Annotated in this window: 18 protein-coding genes and 2 tRNA genes; 2 read left to right on the top strand and 18 right to left on the bottom strand. The window is 35.6% G+C overall.

What is annotated here, in order from left to right:
- Positions 1–133 precede the first annotated feature (133 nt).
- From DWW68_RS04015 to DWW68_RS03965, 11 genes are all read right to left on the bottom strand, one after another.
- Entirely contained in the window at positions 134–961 is an 828-nt protein-coding gene (locus DWW68_RS04015) for a polysaccharide deacetylase family protein (protein WP_118588955.1), read from the bottom strand.
- A 67-nt stretch (positions 962–1,028) separates the two neighbouring features.
- Positions 1,029–2,009, bottom strand: a complete 981-nt coding sequence (locus DWW68_RS04010) for a Gfo/Idh/MocA family oxidoreductase (RefSeq protein ID WP_021953388.1) — start codon at positions 2,007–2,009, stop codon at positions 1,029–1,031.
- Positions 2,010–2,071: 62 nt separating this feature from the next.
- Positions 2,072–2,812: a 23S rRNA (guanosine(2251)-2'-O)-methyltransferase RlmB gene (gene rlmB, locus DWW68_RS04005; RefSeq protein WP_021953389.1), complete on the bottom strand. Its 741-nt coding sequence runs from the start codon at positions 2,810–2,812 to the stop codon at positions 2,072–2,074.
- A 10-nt stretch (positions 2,813–2,822) separates the two neighbouring features.
- Positions 2,823–3,272, bottom strand: a complete 450-nt coding sequence (locus DWW68_RS04000; RefSeq protein ID WP_021953390.1) for a ribonuclease III domain-containing protein — start codon at positions 3,270–3,272, stop codon at positions 2,823–2,825.
- Positions 3,273–3,279: 7 nt separating this feature from the next.
- Positions 3,280–4,692 carry a cysteine--tRNA ligase gene (cysS, locus tag DWW68_RS03995; RefSeq protein WP_118588953.1) on the bottom strand — a complete coding sequence of 471 codons (1,413 nt, stop codon included), beginning with the start codon at positions 4,690–4,692 and terminating at the stop codon, positions 3,280–3,282.
- 17 nt (positions 4,693–4,709) lie between these two features.
- Positions 4,710–5,729, bottom strand: coding sequence for a GNAT family N-acetyltransferase (locus tag DWW68_RS03990; protein WP_118588952.1), 1,020 nt, complete (start codon positions 5,727–5,729; stop codon positions 4,710–4,712).
- Between the two features lie 15 nt (positions 5,730–5,744).
- On the bottom strand, positions 5,745–6,656 hold the full coding sequence (locus DWW68_RS03985) for a phosphatidylglycerol lysyltransferase domain-containing protein (protein ID WP_021953394.1): 912 nt from the start codon (positions 6,654–6,656) through the stop codon (positions 5,745–5,747).
- The gene (gene ispF, locus DWW68_RS03980; RefSeq protein ID WP_021953395.1) at positions 6,643–7,131 is read right to left on the bottom strand and encodes a 2-C-methyl-D-erythritol 2,4-cyclodiphosphate synthase; all 489 of its coding nucleotides are present in this window, start codon (positions 7,129–7,131) and stop codon (positions 6,643–6,645) included. The genes DWW68_RS03985 and ispF overlap by 14 nt, the downstream gene beginning before the upstream one ends.
- Positions 7,132–7,229: 98 nt before the next feature.
- Positions 7,230–7,303, bottom strand: a tRNA-Met gene (locus DWW68_RS03975).
- 31 nt (positions 7,304–7,334) lie between these two features.
- Positions 7,335–7,407: transfer RNA gene (locus DWW68_RS03970), tRNA-Val, on the bottom strand.
- Positions 7,408–7,477: 70 nt separating this feature from the next.
- Complete coding sequence (locus DWW68_RS03965; protein WP_118588951.1) at positions 7,478–9,613, bottom strand: Tex family protein; 2,136 nt, start codon at positions 9,611–9,613, stop codon at positions 7,478–7,480.
- A 224-nt stretch (positions 9,614–9,837) separates the two neighbouring features.
- Here DWW68_RS03965 and DWW68_RS03960 point away from each other — a divergent pair, with 224 nt between their 5' ends.
- Complete coding sequence (locus DWW68_RS03960; RefSeq protein WP_118588950.1) at positions 9,838–10,566, top strand: phosphatase PAP2 family protein; 729 nt, start codon at positions 9,838–9,840, stop codon at positions 10,564–10,566.
- Between the two features lie 35 nt (positions 10,567–10,601).
- Here DWW68_RS03960 and DWW68_RS03955 read toward each other — a convergent pair whose 3' ends face one another.
- Genes DWW68_RS03955 through DWW68_RS03945 form a run of 3 tightly spaced genes read right to left on the bottom strand, consistent with a single transcriptional unit; the run spans position 10,602 to position 13,225 of the window.
- Positions 10,602–11,615: a glycosyltransferase family 2 protein gene (locus DWW68_RS03955; protein ID WP_118588949.1), complete on the bottom strand. Its 1,014-nt coding sequence runs from the start codon at positions 11,613–11,615 to the stop codon at positions 10,602–10,604.
- 11 nt (positions 11,616–11,626) lie between these two features.
- Positions 11,627–12,547, bottom strand: coding sequence for a type II CAAX endopeptidase family protein (locus DWW68_RS03950; RefSeq protein ID WP_118588948.1), 921 nt, complete (start codon positions 12,545–12,547; stop codon positions 11,627–11,629).
- A 27-nt stretch (positions 12,548–12,574) separates the two neighbouring features.
- Positions 12,575–13,225, bottom strand: coding sequence for an HAD-IA family hydrolase (locus tag DWW68_RS03945; RefSeq protein ID WP_021953400.1), 651 nt, complete (start codon positions 13,223–13,225; stop codon positions 12,575–12,577).
- Positions 13,226–13,372: 147 nt separating this feature from the next.
- Here DWW68_RS03945 and DWW68_RS03940 point away from each other — a divergent pair, with 147 nt between their 5' ends.
- On the top strand, positions 13,373–13,753 hold the full coding sequence (locus DWW68_RS03940; protein WP_021953401.1) for a hypothetical protein: 381 nt from the start codon (positions 13,373–13,375) through the stop codon (positions 13,751–13,753).
- Between the two features lie 79 nt (positions 13,754–13,832).
- Here DWW68_RS03940 and argS read toward each other — a convergent pair whose 3' ends face one another.
- From argS to DWW68_RS03920, 4 genes are all read right to left on the bottom strand, one after another.
- Positions 13,833–15,596, bottom strand: a complete 1,764-nt coding sequence (gene argS / locus DWW68_RS03935) for an arginine--tRNA ligase (RefSeq protein WP_118588947.1) — start codon at positions 15,594–15,596, stop codon at positions 13,833–13,835.
- 75 nt (positions 15,597–15,671) lie between these two features.
- Positions 15,672–16,898: a UTP--glucose-1-phosphate uridylyltransferase gene (locus tag DWW68_RS03930; protein WP_118588946.1), complete on the bottom strand. Its 1,227-nt coding sequence runs from the start codon at positions 16,896–16,898 to the stop codon at positions 15,672–15,674.
- Between the two features lie 186 nt (positions 16,899–17,084).
- On the bottom strand, positions 17,085–20,282 hold the full coding sequence (gene carB, locus DWW68_RS03925; protein ID WP_021953404.1) for a carbamoyl-phosphate synthase large subunit: 3,198 nt from the start codon (positions 20,280–20,282) through the stop codon (positions 17,085–17,087).
- The gene (locus DWW68_RS03920; protein ID WP_021953405.1) at positions 20,275–21,354 is read right to left on the bottom strand and encodes a carbamoyl phosphate synthase small subunit; all 1,080 of its coding nucleotides are present in this window, start codon (positions 21,352–21,354) and stop codon (positions 20,275–20,277) included. The genes carB and DWW68_RS03920 overlap by 8 nt, the downstream gene beginning before the upstream one ends.
- Positions 21,355–21,377 lie beyond the last annotated feature (23 nt).

Below are 21,377 nucleotides of genomic sequence, written 5' to 3'. Positions count from 1 at the left end.
ATTCACAATCTCCTATCTCTTGTTTTCCACTATTGTGGGTTAATTTGTACATTGGGGAATTTTATTTCACACCACTTAATATTATAGCATATATATTTTTACCTGTAATCCTATAAACGAAAAAATCTGCTTTTTATTTCAAATTTTTTAACACTCCGAAAGTATACCCCATTTCTTCCCATTTGCTAAGCAATTCATCTAATATTTCCCCATTTGTTTTTGATGTGTTATGTAATAAAACAATTGCCCCCGGATGTATCCGTGATAACAATTTATCAAATGCTTCTTCTTTAGTAGGCTGGGAATCCCTGTTCCAGTCCACATATGCTAAACTCCAGAAAAATGTTTTGTACCCCATTTCCTGAGCCATTTTCAAATTATCCGTATTGTATTTTCCCTGGGGAGGTCTGTAATACTTAGTCATGTTTTTTCCCGTTATACTTTTATATAGCTCCTCCACCTGTCCTACCTCATTTGCAAATTTTTCTTTATCCATTCCTACAATGTTTGGATGATTATATGTATGATTTCCTACAGTATGCCCTTCTTTCACCATCCTTTTAACTAAATCTTCGTTTTCCTTTAAAAAATGGCCTACCACAAAGAAAGTTGCCTTTACTTTATGCTTTTTTAATGCATCTAAAATAGCAGGCGTGTTTCCATTCTCGTATCCACAGTCAAAGGTTAAATATATTTCTTTTTTATCCCCGCTTCCTATATAGAAGGCATTATATTTTTTCATAACCTCCGGTGATTCCGTTCCCGTAGGCTGAGTTCCACTTTCTCCAAATCCCAATCCCCAGTTTTCACCATTTTTAATAACATTACTAGCAGGTAAAACCTTTTCTTTTACCAGCCCCACGCCTTCTCCGGCAAAGAAAGCTATGGCAAAAATACCAATAATAAACAGTATTCCTTTTAACCCGCTGCCGCTTTCGCCTTTTAATATTTTTTTTATCATACCCTATTCCTGAAAATATATTTACTTAATTATATGACGCCAGTGCTGAAAGTATAAATTCTATCCTTTATTTATCTGCAGGGAATACAATATTTTGCTGTCTTCTTGCTTCATCCATAACCTTAATGCACATTACGGAATACTTTATATGTTTGTCAGTAAACTCACCTTTATTAATAAGTTCTGCCCATTCTTCTGCCTCATATTCCAAATTCAAATCCTTACATGGAATATTCTCTATGTTTTCTTCATAACCATCATTATATATTATTTTGATTTTTCTCGGATTTGGTATGTCCTCTATCAATATAGTTCCTTTTTCTCCCTGAATCTGGCTTGGAAGTCTTCCATTGGTAATCTTGGAATAGGAAATATCTGCTATCATACCGTCATATGCACAGGTTATTGTCCCCTGACCGTCTATACTGTCAGGAAGCATGGTAGCTGTTGCCTTTATTTCATCCGGCAATCCAAATAATTTTACTAACGGATGGACGCAATATACTCCAATATCCATTAATGCTCCATTAGAAAATGACGGATTAAAGGCATTTTCAATTATTCCGTTCTTGTATTTATCGTACCTGGATGAATACTGGCAATACTGAAACTCCACTCTTCTTACAGGCTCTATCTTTTTCATTGCATCTTTTATTGCCAAAAATCCCGGTGAATACACTGAACGCATGGCTTCCATTATAACCACATTGTTCTCTTTAGCTAACCGGCATAACTCATTAAGTTCTCTTAAATTGCTGGTAATGGTCTTTTCTATCATTACATGTTTTTTGTTTTTTATCATAAGCCGTGCCTGTTCATAATGCAAAGAATTAGGACTTGCAATATATACCGCATCTACATCCTTTGATTTTGCTAATTCTTCTAAATTACCAAAAATAAGATTTCCATTATGCTCTTTGGCAAATTTTTCTGCTTTTTCAATGTTTCTGGAATATGTTCCGTTATATTGCAGCCCCTCTACCTGTGCCGCACATTTTAAAAACCATTCAACCACAAAATTTGTACCTATTGTTGCAAATCTAATCATATGTTATCCTCCAATAATTGTATTAAAAATGCACCATATTTCTATGATGCTTTTTTAATTATTTATTTTAATCTCTGTCTCACTATTTCATATGCCAAAACCCCTGCTGCTACCGAAGCATTAAGAGAATCGATATCCCCAAACATTGGCACCTTTGCAATAAAATCACATTTTTCCTTTACAAGGCGGCTTACACCTTTTCCCTCGTTTCCTATTACCAGGCCTATTGGTCCCTTTAAATCAAGGTCGTACATTGTTGTGCCATCCATATCTGCACACACAAACCACAATCCCTTTTCTTTAAGTTCCTCAATGGTTTTGGAAATATTTGTAACCTTTGCTACCGGGGTATAATTAATGGCTCCTGCTGATGCCTTAACTACTGTTGCCGTAAGCCCTGATGCCCTGTGCTTTGGAATAATAACTCCGTGAGCCCCTGCTAAATTAGCTGTTCTTATAATTGCCCCTAAGTTATGCGGGTCTTCAATATCATCTAAAATAATAACAAAAGGCTGCTCACCTTTATCCTCTGCCTTTTTTAAAATATCCTCAACTGACCCGTATTCGTAAGCTGCAATATATGCAATGACTCCCTGATGTTTTCCTGTTTCTGACATCTGGTCAAGTCTTTCTCTTTTTACATAGTTAATAACAGTACCCTGCTTTTTGGCCTCCCTAAGCACCGTATTCATAGAGCCTTCCTTACAATGCTCTAAAACAAAAAGCTTGTCTATGGTTTTACCTGCGCGAAAAGCCTCAATTACGGCATTTCTTCCCTCTATTACAAATTCCTCGTATCTCATTATAACCTCTTTATACTTCTTTAATATTATCCTGCTTAAAAAGTTCTATACCGGTTTTCATAAGCTCCATCATTCTGTCTGACTGTCCACTTAAATAAAGCCAGCCCATAAGAGCTTCAAATCCCGTTGCTACCCTGTAATCTGACATAGAGGCATTTTTTGCTCTTGTAACAGCCTTTGCGTTACGCCCTCTTTTATATATGGACTTTTCCTCTTCTGTCAGCATATCCATTATTAAATGAATCATTTTTGCCTGACTTTGTGCCTTTACCAGTTGGGAAGATGCCTTATGTATTTTGTTTACCTGTCTGTTAGCCTCATCTACAATAATGGTTCTTACTACAATTTCGTAAATGCCATCTCCAATATAGGCAAGGGTCAAAGGAGAATAATCATTTACATTAATCTCCTTTAACTCCATCTTCTTTCTAATTATTCCAAACAAATCCGGTTCCATCATATATTTCCTAACTTCTGCTCCACTTTGTTCCTTCTCTTGTATCCTTAAGGATAATTCCCTTAGCTGCCAGTTCATCACGTATGCTGTCTGCTAATGCAAAATCTCTGTCTTTTTTAGCCTGGGCACGTTTTGCAATCATTTCTTCAATGTAGCCCTCATCCCCTACTTCCTTTTCTTCCTTTTCAAGGATGATTCCAAGAACATCACAAAGCCTGCTTAATACATCATATAATGACTTGGCAAATTTTTTGGATGAATTATCACCTAAATTACTGTTAGAAAATTTTACAAGCTCAAATACTGCTGTAATGGCGTTTGCCGTATTGCAATCATCATCCATTGCATCTTCAAACTTAGTTACAAATACCTTTGCATCATTTAACAGTTTCTCTTCTTCCTGAGAAATAGCACCAGCTTTTCCATTAGACATAACTTCCCTGATTTTTTCTCCGGCAGTTACTATTCTCTCTAATCCATTCTTTGCTGCTTCCATTAATGAATCGCTAAAGTTAAGGGGACTTCTATAATGGGCGCTAAGCATGAAAAATCTAAGTACCTGCAAGTCATATTTTTCTGCAATATCTCTTACTGTAAAGAAATTTCCAAGAGATTTTGACATTTTTTTATTGTCAATATTTAAAAATCCATTGTGCATCCAGTATTTTGAAAAGCAACATCCGTTAGCTGCCTCGCTTTGGGCAATTTCATTTTCATGATGTGGGAAAATCAAATCCTCACCACCTGCATGGATATCTATTTCGTCTCCTAAATACTTTTTAGACATTACTGAACACTCAATATGCCATCCCGGTCTTCCCTCACTCCAAGGTGATGGCCATGCCGGCTCTCCCTCTTTCTTTGGCTTCCACAAAACAAAGTCTAAAGGATCTTCCTTTGATTCCTCTCCTGCTACCTTAATATCTCTGTGTCCTGCCTCTAAATCATCTATATTCTTCTTTGATAATTTTCCGTAATCACTAAACTTTCTTGTTCTGTAATAAACAGTTCCGTTAGAATCATATGCGTAACCCTTGTCAATTAACGTTTTAATCATATCAATCATGCCATCAATTTCCTGAGTGGCAAGTGGATGTGTTGTAGCAGGTTTAACATTCATTCCTGCCATATCTTTTTTACATTCTTTTATATATCTCTGGGATACTTCCTCAGCGGTGCTTCCCTCTTCAATTGCCTTTTTAATGATTTTATCATCTACATCGGTGAAGTTAGAAACATAATTAACCTCATATCCCTTATACTCTAAATATCTTCTGAAAGTATCAAATATAATCATAGGTCTTGCGTTTCCTATGTGTATAAGATTATACACTGTAGGTCCACATACATACATTCTTACCTTACCTTCCTCTATAGGAACAAATTCTTCTTTTTTTCTCGATAATGTGTTATAAATCTTCATTTTGTACTCCTTATCCATTAAACGTAATCATTTATAAAAAAGCTGTCTTTTCTACATACTGCCGGCAATCCCGGAATCAACTTATACCCAAATATATGTGCAGTAAGTTCGCCTATTCCTATGTCAAAATCAGGCTCACCCTCTATATCCTTTTCAGACTTCTTTTCTAATTTTATACTTCCATGTTTTTGTGTCATAACAAAATAACCGTTATTCTCATCTAAAATAGGATCTGTTATTTTAAACACAATCTCATCTATGTTTTTAAATTCAAACATCCTTAGGGTTTTTCTTATATTTATTATTCTTGCCATAACATATGGCTTTCTTACATCACTTTCCCAACTTAAAGATTGTATGCTGCTATCTAAAACTTCCTCAAATATTTCATGGTCAATCCATATTCTATATCCCACAATAACTTTATTTTCCACGTATATGTCAATATGTCCGCCTTCAACATCTATAAGTTCTTTTATTCTTTTGAAATACTCCACATCCTTTGACACTACCACGCTATACTTATTATAGGCTGTTGACTGGGCAAAAATTGATAATTTCACCAAATCACTGTTATCTGCCTTTCTTAATATAAGTGAATGAGTTGCCTTCCTCCTATGCTCCGTAGGAGTTATCTCAAATTTGTCCATAACATAATTAAAGCCAAATCTCTCATATATGGCGGCATTATTTTCATCTGATGGAATAAGATAAGTAAATGCATCCATGTTTTCGTACATTTTCTTTAAAACTTCATTGAAGATTTCGTGCATATAACCTTTGTTCCTGTAGCCTGCAAATGTCCCCACTGCGTATATATACATTACATTGGTCTTAAGGGAACCCACAACCAGATTTTTAGGGATAAGGTGAAGTGCAGACACAATTTTCCCATCCTGCTCATTTACCACCACTTCATTATGTGGCAGACACTTTGAAAAATAATAATCAGTAAATTCTTTTCCATCCTCACTGAAACAATGTTCATAAAGGGGTCTGATATTTAGTTTCTCAAAACTTTCCAACAATCTAATCATATTAATAACTCTCTCTTATTTTTGAATTATAGTATATTTTTCAATCATATATATAGGATTATATGACTCCTTTGACTTTCTTAGTCCATCAAGTCCCATATCATCCTCGCGGTTTACTTTTCCTGCCATGGGGAAAACTTCCTTTAAAAACTCGCTACATATATACTGATACAATCCTCTTATGTTATGGTCGGCTTTTTCCACCGGTATATACACCATGTCCTCTTCTTTATAATAATTTCCAATGGTAAACGCCTTTAATTCGCCATCAATGTAGACACCTGCCATCTTATAATCCAGATATTCCTCATTATCCAATAAAAACTTTACACCCTTTGCTTCACTATCAATAAATTCATGCTCCTGTGAATGCTCCTTGGTTATTTTCCATTTATCAATAAAATCAAGAATCTCTTTTTCGTTATTTTTAGTTAATATTTTAAACTCATATCGTCCCTCATAATCCCTTTTAAAAGCATTTAAATGATTTTTCTTGCCATGATATTTTTTACCGCTGAAAGTTCTTAATTTTTCAGCATCATATATATAATCAAAATATGTCCTATCAGGGACTACCACGTATTCATCCTTAGGTAAATCAAGAATCTCCACTGCCTCTTTATCCACCACATACATAGTTAGTTTCTTTTTCAGGCAATTATTAAAATACTCCTGAGTTTCTAAAAAACACTCCCTTAAATCCTCATTTCTGCAACAGGGAATGGCTGAATAAAACTGTCCATCCTCGCTTTTCGCCACCCACATAAGTCCTTTGTCGGTAGTAAAATACTTAGTAGGGTAACAATTCTCCCATAGATATAAATCCAAAAGATTGCTGTCTGCTGCCTGAGGTCTTCTCATTCTGTAATATTTATCAAGTAATTTATAATCTTCAACTTTAATAGTTTTTAAATTATACGTTTTCATTTAAACCTTCTTCTAATAAAGCTATAGCCTGTGAGGATATTCCAAGACCTTCACCTGTAAATCCCAATCCTTCCTCAGTTGTGGCTTTAATACATACTCTGCTTTCTTCGATATTTAATGCTTTGGCAACATTTTTTACCATTTCATCCCTAAAAGGTGCAAGCTTTGGTTTCTGGCAAATTATTGTTGCATCTATATTTCCAATCTTAAAATTATTCTCTCTTAACAATTCCCCTACGTGATGTAAAAGTTTAATGCTTGATATTCCCTTATATCTGTCATCCGTATCGGGAAAATGCTTTCCTATATCCCCTAATGCTGCAGCTCCTAACAGAGCATCCATTATGGCATGAACTACCACATCTGCATCTGAATGTCCTAACAAACCTTTTTCGTATGGAATATCAACTCCTCCTAATATTAATTTTCTATCTTCAACCAGCTTATGGACATCATATCCCATTCCTATTCTCATGTGTACCTCCATAGGGTAATACCCGAATAGTTAGTATACCACAGTTTCTAATTATTATAAAGAAAAAAGTACCGACTATTCGGTACTTTCTCATCTAATAGCGAGAGGGGGATTCGAACCCTCGACACCACGGGTATGAACCGTGTGCTCTAGCCAACTGAGCTATCTCGCCAAATATTAAATTCGCATCTTTTGAAAATGAATGGGACCTACAGGGCTCGAACCTGTGACCCCCTGCTTGTAAGGCAGATGCTCTCCCAGCTGAGCTAAGATCCCATACAGAATTCAAACTGCCTTATTAATATATACGTTTATCCAATTATTGTCAAGCACTTTTTTTATTTTTTTAAAATTTCATTGACAATTGTATTCTCTTCCTCTCTTTATCAACACTTAATACCCTTACATTTACCACATCACCGACAGACACTACATCCAATGGATGTTTTATATATTTATCACTCATTTCTGATATATGAACAAGTCCGTCCTGATGAACTCCTATATCTACAAAGGCACCAAAATCAATAACGTTTCTCACTGTTCCCTTTAATTCCATACCTTCCTTTAAATCATCAAAGTCTAATACATCGCTTTTTAGTATCGGCTTTGGCATTTCATCTCTTGGATCCCTTGCAGGGCGTTCCATTTCCAATATCATATCCTTAAGAGTGATTTTATCTGTTCCTATTTCTTCAGCCACACTATTATAATCCTTAACATCCTTTGAGATTTTCACCTGTCCGGATATAATATCTGATGTAGTATATCCATATTTCTTAAGAAGCTTCTTTGCGGCAGCATAGCTTTCAGGATGAACACTTGTGTAATCTAAAGGTTCTATGCCGTCTCTTATTCTCATAAATCCCGCACACTGTTCAAATGCCTTTGGGCCTAATTTTGAAACCTTAAGCAATTCCTTTCTGCTGTTAAACTGTCCGTTTTCTTCTCTATATTCCACAATATTTTTTGCCAGAGTTTTGTTTATTCCTGAAATATATTCCAAAAGGGGAGCTGATGCAGTATTTAAATCAACACCAACACTGTTGACACAATCCTCCACTACGTTTCCAAGAGTTTCTTCTAACTTTTTCTGGTTCATGTCATGCTGATACTGCCCTACACCTATAGCCTTTGGCTCAATTTTAACCAGCTCAGCCAAAGGATCCTGCAATCTTCTTGCCATAGATGTGGCACTTCTTTGACCTACATCAAAATTTGGAAATTCTTCTGTTGCCAGTTTACTGGCAGAATATACGGAGGCTCCCGCCTCATTTACAATAACATATTCTACCTTTGTAGGACATTCCTTAATAATATCCACAATAATTGCCTCTGATTCCCTTGATGCTGTTCCATTTCCAAGGGATATAAGACTAACATTATATTTTTTTATTATATCAAGAACAGCTTTCTTTGATTCTTCCACCTTATTTTGCGGTGCTGTAGGGAAAATAACTGTAGTGTATAATACCTTTCCTGTAGTATCAACCACTGCCAGCTTACAACCGGTTCTAAATGCCGGGTCCCATCCTAAAACATTTTTTCCAATAATAGGCGGCTGCATAAGCAATTGCTTTAAGTTCTCACCAAATACATCAATTGCCCCATCTTCTGCTTTTTCCGTCAGGCTGTTTCTTACTTCACGCTCAATTGCCGGCTTTATAAGACGCTTGTAACCATCTTCCACTGCGTCCTTTATAACCTGTGTAAAATCAGACTGTTTTGTTATAACCGCCTTATTTAATGCCTTTATTATATTTTCATCAGGCATTTCAACCTTAACATTTAATACCTTTTCCTTTTCTCCGCGGTTAATTGCCAGTATTCTATGTCCTGGTATTTTATTTACTCCCTCAACATAATCGTAATAATTTTCATATGGTGTTTTTTCTTCCGGATTTTTAGCAACAGACACTATTTCCCCATGTTTCATTACTGTATTTCTAATGGCATCCCTAAACTCTGCATTATCTGAAACTGATTCTGCAATAATATCCTTTGCTCCCTGAATTGCATCATCAACGGTTTCCACACCTTTTTCTTTATTTACAAAAGCCTGTGCCTCTTTCTGGGGAGTTTTACTGCTTATCTGTGCCATAAAAATCATTGCCAAAGGTTCTAATCCCTTAGCTTTAGCTTCCGTGGCTCTTGTTTTTCGTTTTGGTCTGTAGGGTCTGTATATGTCATCCACTTCAACTATTGTCATAGCCTTTTCTATTTTTTTCAAAAGTTCAGGAGTCATTTTTCCCTGTTCCTCAATGGAAGCAATAACTGTGTTTTTCTTTTCCTCTAAATTTCTAAGATATTTCAATCTTTCATCTAAATCTCTTAGCTGTTCGTCATTTAATTCTCCCGTAACCGGTTTTCTGTATCTTGCAATAAAGGGAATTGTATTTCCTTCATCTATTAATTTCACTGCTGCCTCAACCTGCCATAATTTTACTTTTAATTCTTCTGCAATAATCCCGTTTATGTTCATCTTTAACATTTCCTTCCATTTTGGTCATATAATATATTGTGTATAACTTTGTATTTTAACTAAATACCTCTTTATTTTTCATTTTTACAATGTTATACTTTCCGTTGTATGTACTTTTTTACACACATACTTATTTTAACAGATAATTTTATTTTGTGTAAAAAAAATAGAGAGTTGGCACTGATTTATACTCTGAATTACAAATAAAAAACAGAAGGTTTCTTATGATTAAATTAAAGAAAGAACTTCGTAAATATAAGCACATATGGCCGGTTATGTACGTGTTCATCTATATGCCCTGGTTTATTATGTTAGAAAAGAATATTTCGGCAGATTACCCGGGACTACATATTTTACATTGTCCCCTAGATGACATGATTCCTTTTTGTGAATGGTTCGTTATACCGTATTTGTTATGGTTTTTATATGTTCCGGCAGTTTTCGTTTTTCTGTTTTATCATTCCAAAAACGAATTTTACAGAATTTGTGCATATGAATTTACGGGAATGACAATTGCACTTTTGGTATGTACCCTTTATCCCAACGGTCTTGAACTTAGACTGGATAATGTGTCCAGAAGCAATATATTAATTGATTTGGTACATTTTTTATATGATAAGGATACACCAACCAATGTATGTCCAAGCATACATGTTTTTGCCACAATAGCAACTCATATATGTCTGGTTAAAAGCCCTCATATGAAGGAGCTGATACCGCGACAGACAATTAAACATCTGTCCCTTATACTATCTGTACTGATATGCTTATCTACCATGTTTTTAAAACAGCATTCGGTAATTGATGTTATATGCGGTATTCTTTTAGCAACGGTATTGTATTTTGTGGTATTTAAATGGTGGTTTAGAAATGTAGATTTTCCTGCTCCTGTGGTTAAAGACCCACATCAGCATCAGGTTTTATATTTTCTTAATAAAAGAAGAAAAAAATAAGGGAAGGCACGTTTTTTGTGCTTTCCCTTTATTTTTTAGTTAAATCCTACAAACTTGTTTGCAATCTTATATCCTATAACTGAAATCTGTCGTCCTGCCTTTCCCGGTAAGTTCATTGTTCTTCCTAATATTGACTTTCTTACCTTTTCATAAAGTTCAGGGTTGCTTTCCTTAACATCCTTCCACAATTTTTCCTTATCATCAAGTCTTTGCTTTGAACCTTCCCTGATAGATAATATAGAGGATACACACATCATCATATCAAAATAATGAACCATTGCCTTATCAATGTTTTCATGGTCAATTTTTGAGTTATTGTAAATTTCAAGCATTAATCTGGTAACACGATACTGCTGATCTAATCTCTTTATCATAATCGATTCCTGAACAGACTGATCATCTCTTCCTATAAAGTATTTGTAAAGACATACATCTAAATAATAAATATTCTTTACATATGGCAGTGGCTGGAATACATAAATATTATCAACATAAAATGTATGCTTCGGAAGGACCATTCCACATTCCCTTAATATTTTTGTACGGTAAATTACTGAATGCATTAAAAGATACTGTGTCATGCCGAATTTTAATTCATCCCATCCAAACATTCTGTTAACAGGCATTGCACTTTTGTATTTCATGATTTTCTTGTGCTTTGTTCCCTGCTTGTCATACATAAAGTTAGATACTAACATATCAAGACCTGCATCCTTTGATACCATATCTTCTAATAAATCCAGCACCTTCTCTAATGCTTTTTTTCCTAAGCAGTCATCACTGTCTAACACCTTAAAATATAATCCCGTGGCATTTTTAATACCTGTATTTACTGCTTCTCCATGTCCACCGTTTTCCTGATGAACAACCTTTATAATGTCAGGGAATTTTTTCTGGTATTTGTTGGCAATCTCCAGTGTATTATCACTTGAGCCGTCATCTACCACGATAATCTCAACTCTGTTGCCTCCTGTTAAGGCACTTCTTATGCTTTTTTCCATATATTCACTGGAATTATAGCATGGTATAGTAACTGTTAATAACTTCATTATTCTTCTCCTTAAATCTCATTTTCTTTTTTGGCATTTATTGCCACCGGGTTTACCTTATTCCATATAATAACTCCAAACACAGCTGCTAAAACTCCCGTTATAAATATGAAAATTATAAGGGATGAAACATATGATAATGTATCAATGTTTAAGCTATCTACTGTAGGTGTATCTGATGATGTCATGGTCATTATAAGGACTGACAAAATATTTGCCGACATATGCAACATTATTGGTGCCACAATGGATTTAAACTTCTCATACACAAACACTGCCACTATGCCAATAATAAATGCATAAGGAGCCTGAACCCAGTTGCCATGGAACACTCCGAATAATGCAGCTGAAAGTATTGCCGCTGCAATGGTTCCTGTCATTTTTTTCGTTCTTCTGTATACAAGACCTCTGAATATAAGTTCCTCTACAATAGGTGCAACGATTCCCGCTGTCAACAACTGTATCAGAAATCCGCCTCCCTCAATTATCTGCTGGGTATCTGTGTAGCTTTCTAACATAAACTTAGGCATTACAAGCTGAAGTAATGCTACAAAATAGTTAGCCCACAACATATTAAATACTCCAAAAGGAATTATAAGTAAATATTTCAAAATATTATTTAACTTATATTTTACAAAGGTACCATTTCTTCTGTCCTTATTATTGTCACGAATATAAATAAATATAAGTATCGGTGCTGTTGCAAGTCCTGCTAACAATGTCATTGACAAAGCCTGACTCATGGTTGCATTCATAATAAAGTCATATAATTGTGCCTGATCAGTAGCTCCATACCTGGAAATACCCAGCACTGCCACCGCAATCATAAATATAAATTCAACTGCAAAGGTTACACCTAAATACAGTAACATAGGATAAATAAGCCCCCATATACGACCTATAGTTACCCTTTCTCTCTTTTTACTATCCATCTGTTCTCCTCTCTATACCTGTGTAATTTAATTAAGCAGAAAGTCTGCTATTTCTTTCGTGGAATCTAAAACCTTAAGTGCTCCTAACTCAAGCATTTCTTTTTTGTTGCCATATCCGTAAGAAACACCTAAAGAATCAATTTTCATTAAATTAGCACCGATTATATCAAATTTAGTATCACCAATCATTATATATTTAGACCTGTCTTTATTTTCTATTTTTTTAAATAAAGCCTCTAACACTGACTGTTTACTTTGTCTCGGTCCTATAAGGTCTGCTCCCATAATTTTATCGAAATAATCATAAATTCCTAAATATCTCAAAACTTCTTCCGCCATAGCCTGTGGCTTAGATGTGGCAATGGCCAGATACTTTCCTGCATCCTTTAATCTTTTAAGCATAATGTCTCCATCCTTGTATAACGAAGTTTCATATATGCCTATAGGTTTATATCTTTCTCTGTAATATTCCACTGCTTTAGCAGCATCCTCATCTGAAAAATTATAAGCATTTTTAAACTCTTCCTTAAGAGGTGGTCCTACAAAATGCTTCAAATCATCAGGTTCCTTATTTATGCCAAACTTAGACAATGCATACTGGGCCGATTTAGTAATTCCTTCTCCTGAATCACTAAGAGTTCCGTCTAAATCAAAAATAATCACATCATAGGTTTTCATAATAAATCCATCCTGTTAATTTAATCACGTAACAATCATTATATCTCAAATGACACTTGTTTTACAACCATTTTTGTTTTATACTAGTAAAAGGTATGGGGCACTATAGGTGTCAGTAATAATAAATATTATGAGAGGTACATAGGAATGAGTCAGGCAAAAGTTGATCGATACAAACAGGAAAAGTACAATCGTAAGAATAACAAAAAGAAAGGCAGTGCAAAGAAAATATTATCTTATGCCATTGTTACTCTTGTAGGTGTTGCTTTTGTTGTATATATCGGCTATTCAATAGCAGTTGCCACAGGTATGTATACACCACCTGTTGCTACAACTCACGTTGAGCTTAGCCAGTCTGAATTAGAAAGCCTTAGAAGCAAATTAATACAGAACGGCGACAAGAATGTCAAAGGTGATACTTCCGTTGATACAACTACTGCATCATCAGAAACTACATCTGAGAAAGCTACTGCTGAAGAATCTACAACTGTAGAAGAAACTACTGCTGAAGAAACAACAGCACAGTAGTTTAAACTTATAAAAACATCCCAATGGATTTTGTGTTTTCACTAATTTCCATTGGGATATTTTTATTACAAATTAATATTTACATTCTATCCGGTGCCTTAAATCCAAGTAAATCTATACATGTTTCAAGAACTTCCTTTGTAAGGGTAATAAGAGCAATATAAGATGCCTTCTTATCACCATCTTCTTCTGCTAAAATCTTTGTTCCATGATAAAATCTGTTAAATGCGTTAGATAAATCATAAACATATGAACAAATCTTATGAGGCGCCAATTCCTTAGCTGCATTTTCAATAACTTCGTTTGCCTTTGCTATTTCAAGCATTAACTGAATCTGTTCCGGATTGTCATAAGCCTTAATTGTTAAATCACTTATATTTCCATTTTCAGCCTTATACTTTTCAATAATAGACTTAATACGGACAATTGTATACAAAACATATGGTCCGGTATTTCCTTCAAAGGATGCAAAACGGTCTATATCAAAAATATAATCCTTAGATGCCTGGTTAGACAAATCACCATACTTAAGAGCGGCAAGTCCTACTATTCTTGCAGTTTCCTTTGCCTCTTCTTCACTAACTGAACGGTTTTCCATGATTTTGTTATAAACTGCATCATTAATCTGGGCTATGAGGTTTTCAAGACGCATTACGCCACCTTCTCTTGTTTTAAACGGCTTTCCGTCCTTTCCGTTCATAGTACCAAATCCAATAAATATAAGCTCTGTTTCAGGCTTTACAATTCCTGCCTTCTTTGCAACGCGGAAGAACTGTGTATAGTGTAAATCCTGTCTCTTATCTGCTAAATAAACATATTTGTCAGGATGAAAATCCTGTTCCCTTTGAACTAAAGTTGCAATATCAGAAGTAGCATAAAGTGCTGCTCCGTCTGATTTTCTTACGATGCACGGTGGAAGTTCCTTGCTGTCTCCTTCCTCTGCTATATCTACAACCAAAGCTCCCTGACTTTCATATGCAAGACCTTTGTCAATTAAATCCTGAATTAGACCCGGAATATACGGCTGGGCATCACTTTCACCTTTCCATAAGTCAAATTCCACATCAAGATTATCATAATTCTTTTTTAAATCTGCCTTTGAAATTTCCATTATATGCTTCCAGATAGCTGTGTACGGTGCGTAACCTGTCTGGAGCTTTAAAGTAGCTTCATGAGCTTCTTCCTTAAAAGCTTCATCTTCCTTTGATTTTTTGCTGGCACAAGGATAAATTTCCTCCAGCTCTGTTATGTCAAAAGGTGCTTCTTTTGGATATTCCCCTGTATAATTTTCATCAAAATATACTAGATCCGGCTTTCTGCATTTAAGCTCTGTAATTATAAGCCCCATTTGAAGACCCCAGTCTCCTAAATGAACATCACCTATAACCTTATTTCCCATATATCTGGTTATTCTTTTTACACTTTCACCAATTACTGCTGAACGAAGATGTCCTATATGAAGAGGTTTTGCCACATTAGCTCCACCGTAGTCCACAACAATAGTCTGTTCCTTTTCATTTTCACAGCCTAATTTCTGTGCATTTTTCATTTCATTAAGGTACTGCGCAACAAATTCATTATTTAAGTTCATATTAATGAAACCGGGATTAACTGCTTCCACTAAAGAGAACATTTTGCTTTCCTTAATTTTTTCCACAACATCATTGGCTATCATAATAGGTGCCTTATGGTATAACTTAGCACCTGCCATAGCACCATTACACTGGTACTGACATAAGTCAGGTCTGTTTGATACAACAACTTTTCCTAACTTTTTGTCGTACTGACATTCTTCAAATGCCTTTTTAATTTCTTCCGTAATAAGTTCAAGTATTTTTTTCATGGTTATTAACTCCGTCTTCTAATTCTGGTAAACATATTAACATTTTTCACCGGGACAATAACTTTTCCGGTGAAATTATAATTCTACTCCATTTAATTTCAAAAGTTCTCTTGCAGAATCTACTGAATCCACTCCTGTCTTGTTCTTAATTGGTGCAAATTCTTTTTCTCTTACTACTTCATAGGCTAAACAGTTATCCATCATATGAACCATATCAAGAACCAATGTTTCAAATTTATATCCGTTTTCTGTTTCCGGCTTAATCTTTTCGCCTGCTTCATTTATATATGGAACCTTCTTCTTTACAACATGAACTACTAAATTGCTGTTAAGGTTCTTTTCCAAATCTTCCATGTTAAAGAGATAGTTTAAAATAACACCATACTTATATGCTAAATCTCCATCCTCTTTCTTCTGGTATCTCATTTCTTCTGTAAGTTCATAGTATTCTACAATAGATGGCTTTCCGTCTTCTAAGCATAAAACACCTACTTTTTCTTCCGGTGTAGCCTTTGATACAACCTTTGAAGCTGAGCGGTATCCACCGTCAATCATTGCACCTACAAAGCATGGATCAGCCATTCTCTGACATACATTGTCAACAGCAAATACGTTAATGTATTCAACACCTGCTTCTTTAGCCTTCTTTGCAAGTCCTGCATTTACAAATGAAATAAACCATCCGCCGTTGCCGTTTGGTGATGTAGACACTCTATCCTTATCCTCTAAGTAAATCTTTCCTTCAAAGGATGCTGCCGGTGCCATTTCCTGAACAAAGAAATCAACATAATCCTTGTTGTAACCAAAATAATTCTTTTCTTCAAAGAATTTAATTGTGTCATCATTGTTCTTCTCACTGGTCATAATGTAGAGAGGAACCCATGTGCCTGACTGGTTTACAACATCCATAAGGTTATTAATTAACATTTCAAAAATGTAAACATCCTTAGTAAGTCCTATATTGTACATTCCCTTTGGCTTGTCTGAACCAAGTCTTGTACCCATACCACCTGCTAAAAGAAGTGCTCCTACCTTTCCTTCTTTAATAGCTGAAATACCGATGTTGGTATATTTTTCTTTATTCTTTTCTATATCTTCAATGGTTACTGCTGAATCAAGAGGTGTAATAACACCCTTCTTTGCCTCTGAATTTTCTTTAATTAAATCAAGAAGACTAAAATCAATTCCTTCAATCTGCTTTAAAAGTGATGCCTTCCGGTCATCATTTAATTCATCATAGTACCTTAATAACTGTTCCTGTCCATATTTTTCAAGTAACTCTTTAGCCTTATTATAATCCATTATCTTCCTCCTGTTATCTGCTAAAATGCAAATTATATTGTGGTATAAACCCTTTTCAATTTACCACATATACTACTAGCATAAGTTATTTTCTATTATTATGCAAGTATAATGTTATTACCTGTATACAAAACCACAGTAAAAATGACTGCCGTGTGAGACAGTCATTTTTCTATGCCATTTTAATTACAATGTAGCTATATCTACTAATGTAAGATTTTCCTTTGCATCGCTTTCTAAGCTTGTAAGTAAAGCATCCACCGTATCTAAGCTTGTAAAACAGTTTACACCGGTTTCTATAGATGTTCTTCTAATAAGGAAACCGTCACGGCTCTTATCTCTTCCCTGAGTAGGTGTATCAATTACAATATCAATCTTATGTTCAAGAAGCAAATCCATTACTGTTGGTGCTTCCTGATGTATCTTATTAACCTTTATTGCATTTACTCCGTTTTCACGAAGAACCTCTGCTGTAGTTCTTGTAGCATATACTTCATATCCTAATTTTTCAAAACGCTGGGCAAGTGGAACAACTTCCTGCTTGTCTGCATCCTTAACTGAAATAATTATTTTCTTATGCTTTGGAAGTACAACACCTGCTCCAAGGAATGCCTTATACAGTGCCTCATTAAAGGTCTTTGCAATACCAAGACATTCACCTGTTGACTTCATTTCAGGTCCAAGACTTGTTTCTGCTCCTCGTATTTTTTCAAATGAGAATACCGGCATCTTTATTGCATAATAATCTGCCTTAGGCTGTAATCCCGGCTTGTATCCTAATTCTTTTATCTTGTGACCGATAATACATTTTGTAGCAAGTTTTACAATTGGAATACCTGTTACTTTGCTAATGTACGGCACTGTTCTTGATGAACGAGGATTAACCTCAATTACATAAACCTTTCCGTCACATACAATAAACTGAATGTTTATCATTCCCTTTACATGAAGTGACATGGCAAGTTTTCTTGTATAGTCTTCAATTGTATCTATAATCTTTTGTGACAATGAATATGCAGGATATACTGAAATACTGTCACCTGAATGAACTCCGGCTCTTTCAATATGTTCCATTACACCTGGAATTAATATATCTTCTCCATCACAAATTGCATCAACTTCCACCTCAGTACCCTGAAGATACTTATCTACCAAAATAGGATGATCCTGAGCTATTCTGTTGATAATTTCCATAAATTCCTCAACTTCCTGGTCGCAGGTTGCTATTTGCATTCCCTGTCCTCCAAGAACATACGAAGGTCTTACAAGTACGGGATATCCCAGTCTGTTAGCTACATTCTTAGCTTCTTCCGCAGTAAATACAGTTCCCCCTGTAGGTCTTGGAATCTTGCACTGTTCAAGAATTTCGTCAAACAACTCTCTATCTTCAGCGGCATCAACATCCTCAGCCTTTGTACCAAGAATAGGAACCCCCATCTTCATAAGAGATTCTGTCAGCTTAATAGCTGTCTGTCCACCAAACTGAACTACCGCTCCATCCGGTTTTTCAATGTTTACAATGTTTTCAACATCTTCCGGCGTAAGTGGTTCAAAGTAAAGCTTATCAGCTATATCAAAGTCAGTTGAAACTGTTTCAGGGTTATTATTTACTATAATTGTTTCAAATCCTTCTTCTTTAAATGCCCATGTACAATGTACAGAACAGAAGTCAAATTCTATACCCTGACCGATACGGATAGGACCTGAACCTAAAACCAATACCTTCTTTGGCGGGTTTGTTTCAACTGATTCATTTTCCCCTCCATATACTGAATAATAGTATGGAGTTGCTGCCTTAAATTCAGCAGCACATGTATCAACTATCTTATATGCAGCCACAATATTGTTATCGTAACGCATGTTTTTAATTTCTTCTTCGCTTTTTCCTGTAAGTCTGCTAATTACAGTATCAGGGAATTCAATTCTCTTTGCTTCCTTTAACAGTTCCGGTGTAAGAGGCCCGTTCTTTAACGCATTTTCCATTTCCACAATAATGGCAAGTTTGTCTATAAACCACTTGTCTATCATGGTAACTTCATGAATGTGGTCGTAACTTACACCACGTCTTAATGCCTCTGCAATAACCCAGATACGTCTGTCATCAACTTTGTGAAGCATATCTTCTAATTCTGAATCACTTAATTTTGAGAAATCATAATCAAGAAGACATTCAACATGCTGCTCAAGTGAACGTATAGCCTTCATTAAAGCACCTTCAAAGTTGTTGCAGATACTCATAACCTCACCGGTAGCCTTCATCTGGGTAGTAAGCTTTCTGCTGGCTGTAATAAACTTATCAAATGGAAGTCTTGGGATTTTTACTACACAGTAATCCAGTGTAGGCTCAAAACTTGCATATGTTTTCTGAGTAATTGCATTCTTAATTTCGTCAAGAGTGTAACCTAAAGCAATCTTTGCAGCAACCTTGGCAATAGGATAACCTGTAGCCTTTGATGCTAATGCTGATGAACGGCTAACTCTAGGGTTTACCTCAATTACGCAATACTCAAAGCTTTCAGGATGAAGTGCATACTGAACGTTACATCCACCTGTAATGTTTAATTCATTTATAATGTTAAGAGCTGATGTTCTAAGCATCTGATGCTCTTTATCTCCTAATGTCTGAGACGGTGCAACAACTATACTGTCACCTGTATGTACACCAACAGGGTCAATATTTTCCATGTTACATACTGTAATGCAGTTTCCTGCAGAGTCACGCATAACTTCGTACTCTACTTCCTTCCATCCTGCAATACATCTTTCTACTAAAACCTGACCTACACGGCTAAGTCTTAATCCGTTTTCAAGAATCTCAACTAATTCAAACTGATTGTGAGCGATACCACCGCCACTGCCACCAAGGGTATATGCCGGACGAAGAACTACCGGATATCCAATCTTGTTGGTAAATTCTATACCGTCTTCCACATTTTCAACAACTAAAGACGGAGCACATGGCTCGCCGATTTTCTCCATTGTTTCCTTAAATTCAAGACGGTCTTCTGCTTTCTTAATAGTCTGTGATGTTGTACCTATAAGTCTGCAGTTATGTTCCTCTAAAAATCCCGTTTCAGCAATTTCCATGGCAAGGTTAAGTCCTGCCTGTCCACCAAGGGTTGGAAGAATACTGTCAGGTTTTTCTTTTTCTATAACTTTCTTAAGTACCGGCACTGTAAGAGGTTCAATATAGACCTCATCTGCAATATCCTTATCTGTCATAATTGTAGCAGGGTTTGAGTTAAGTAATACTACTTCAATGCCTTCTTCTTTTAAAGAACGGCATGCCTGTGTTCCGGCGTAATCAAATTCTGCTGCCTGACCTATAACAATAGGACCTGAGCCAATAACTAATACTTTCTTTATTCTGGTATCTCTAGGCATTTTTTCTCACCTCCATCATATTGATAAATTCATCAAAAAGTGTATCCGAATCCTGTGGTCCCGGACATGCTTCCGGATGGAACTGAACCGTAAAAATATTCTTATTAATATATCTTAAACCTTCTACTGTCTTATCATTTACATTTACAAAGGCAACCTTTGCCACATCCGGATTAATAGTATCTCCATCTACCATATATCCGTGATTCTGGGATGAAATATAAACTCTTCCTGAATCTATATCCTTCACAGGATGGTTTCCTCCTCTGTGTCCATATTTCATTTTCTTTGTATCTGCCCCTGTAGCTAAAGCCATCAGCTGATGACCTAAGCATATGGCAAATATTGGTATATCTGTATCATATAACTTTCTAATCTGTTCAATTTGATAAACGCATTCTTTTGGATCTCCCGGTCCGTTTGATAACATAATTCCGTCCGGATTAGCTGCAATAATTTCTTCTGCTGGTGTATCACATGGATAAATTGTAACATTGCATCCTCTCTTATTAAGGGACTTTGCAATATTATTTTTAGCTCCAATATCAAGTAAAGCTACGTTAAATCCATCACCCTTTAAAACTTTTTTCTCTGTACAGGATACTTTCTTAACAACTCCTGTAACTGTATATTCTTTTATCTTAGGTAATACCTCGTCTAAATTATAATTTTCATTAGTGGTAATCATACCGTTCATTGTACCCTTTTCACGAAGAATCTTTGTAAGGGCTCTTGTATCAATACCGGCGATTCCCGGAATATCATGTTCCTCCAAAAAGTGCTGGATGGTATCATCACTTCTGAAGTTACTTGGCATACGGCTTAATTCATGTACTATGTAACCATCAGGCCATGGTTTAAGTGATTCCATATCTTCATGGCAAATACCGTAATTACCAATAAGCGGATATGTCATGCATACTGCCTGTCCTGCATAGCTGGGATCAGTAAGCACTTCTAAATATCCCCACATTGAGGTATTAAATACTATTTCTGAAATAATTTCTTTTGTAGATCCAATAGATGTTCCTTTAAAGACTGTACCGTCTTCTAAGATTAGAAAAGCGTTCATAAATGTATTTCCTTTCGTAAGTT

Origin of the sequence: Eubacterium sp. AF16-48 (genome assembly GCF_003479405.1) — a bacterium.
Classification (GTDB): domain Bacteria; phylum Bacillota; class Clostridia; order Lachnospirales; family Lachnospiraceae; genus Eubacterium_G; species Eubacterium_G segne.
Note: the sequence above shows the minus strand (reverse complement) of the source record. Positions and strands in the feature narration are given on the sequence as shown.

Excerpts from the sequence above, each read along its gene's own strand:
- rlmB (WP_021953389.1), bottom strand. The coding sequence starts at position 2,812 with ATGAGATACGAGGAATTTGTAATAGAGGGAAGAAATGCCGTAATTGAG.
- DWW68_RS04015 (WP_118588955.1), bottom strand. The coding sequence starts at position 961 with ATGATAAAAAAAATATTAAAAGGCGAAAGCGGCAGCGGGTTAAAAGGA.
- DWW68_RS03965 (WP_118588951.1), bottom strand. The coding sequence starts at position 9,613 with ATGAACATAAACGGGATTATTGCAGAAGAATTAAAAGTAAAATTATGG.
- DWW68_RS04000 (WP_021953390.1), bottom strand. The coding sequence starts at position 3,272 with ATGATGGAACCGGATTTGTTTGGAATAATTAGAAAGAAGATGGAGTTA.
- DWW68_RS03955 (WP_118588949.1), bottom strand. The coding sequence starts at position 11,615 with ATGAAGTTATTAACAGTTACTATACCATGCTATAATTCCAGTGAATAT.
- carB (WP_021953404.1), bottom strand. The coding sequence starts at position 20,282 with ATGCCTAGAGATACCAGAATAAAGAAAGTATTAGTTATTGGCTCAGGT.
- DWW68_RS03940 (WP_021953401.1), top strand. The coding sequence starts at position 13,373 with ATGAGTCAGGCAAAAGTTGATCGATACAAACAGGAAAAGTACAATCGT.
- DWW68_RS03950 (WP_118588948.1), bottom strand. The coding sequence starts at position 12,547 with ATGGATAGTAAAAAGAGAGAAAGGGTAACTATAGGTCGTATATGGGGG.
- DWW68_RS03945 (WP_021953400.1), bottom strand. The coding sequence starts at position 13,225 with ATGAAAACCTATGATGTGATTATTTTTGATTTAGACGGAACTCTTAGT.
- DWW68_RS03990 (WP_118588952.1), bottom strand. The coding sequence starts at position 5,729 with ATGATTAGATTGTTGGAAAGTTTTGAGAAACTAAATATCAGACCCCTT.
- DWW68_RS03920 (WP_021953405.1), bottom strand. The coding sequence starts at position 21,354 with ATGAACGCTTTTCTAATCTTAGAAGACGGTACAGTCTTTAAAGGAACA.
- DWW68_RS03985 (WP_021953394.1), bottom strand. The coding sequence starts at position 6,656 with ATGAAAACGTATAATTTAAAAACTATTAAAGTTGAAGATTATAAATTA.
- cysS (WP_118588953.1), bottom strand. The coding sequence starts at position 4,692 with ATGAAGATTTATAACACATTATCGAGAAAAAAAGAAGAATTTGTTCCT.
- argS (WP_118588947.1), bottom strand. The coding sequence starts at position 15,596 with ATGAAAAAAATACTTGAACTTATTACGGAAGAAATTAAAAAGGCATTT.
- ispF (WP_021953395.1), bottom strand. The coding sequence starts at position 7,131 with ATGAGAATAGGAATGGGATATGATGTCCATAAGCTGGTTGAAGATAGA.
- DWW68_RS04010 (WP_021953388.1), bottom strand. The coding sequence starts at position 2,009 with ATGATTAGATTTGCAACAATAGGTACAAATTTTGTGGTTGAATGGTTT.
- DWW68_RS03960 (WP_118588950.1), top strand. The coding sequence starts at position 9,838 with ATGATTAAATTAAAGAAAGAACTTCGTAAATATAAGCACATATGGCCG.
- DWW68_RS03930 (WP_118588946.1), bottom strand. The coding sequence starts at position 16,898 with ATGGATTATAATAAGGCTAAAGAGTTACTTGAAAAATATGGACAGGAA.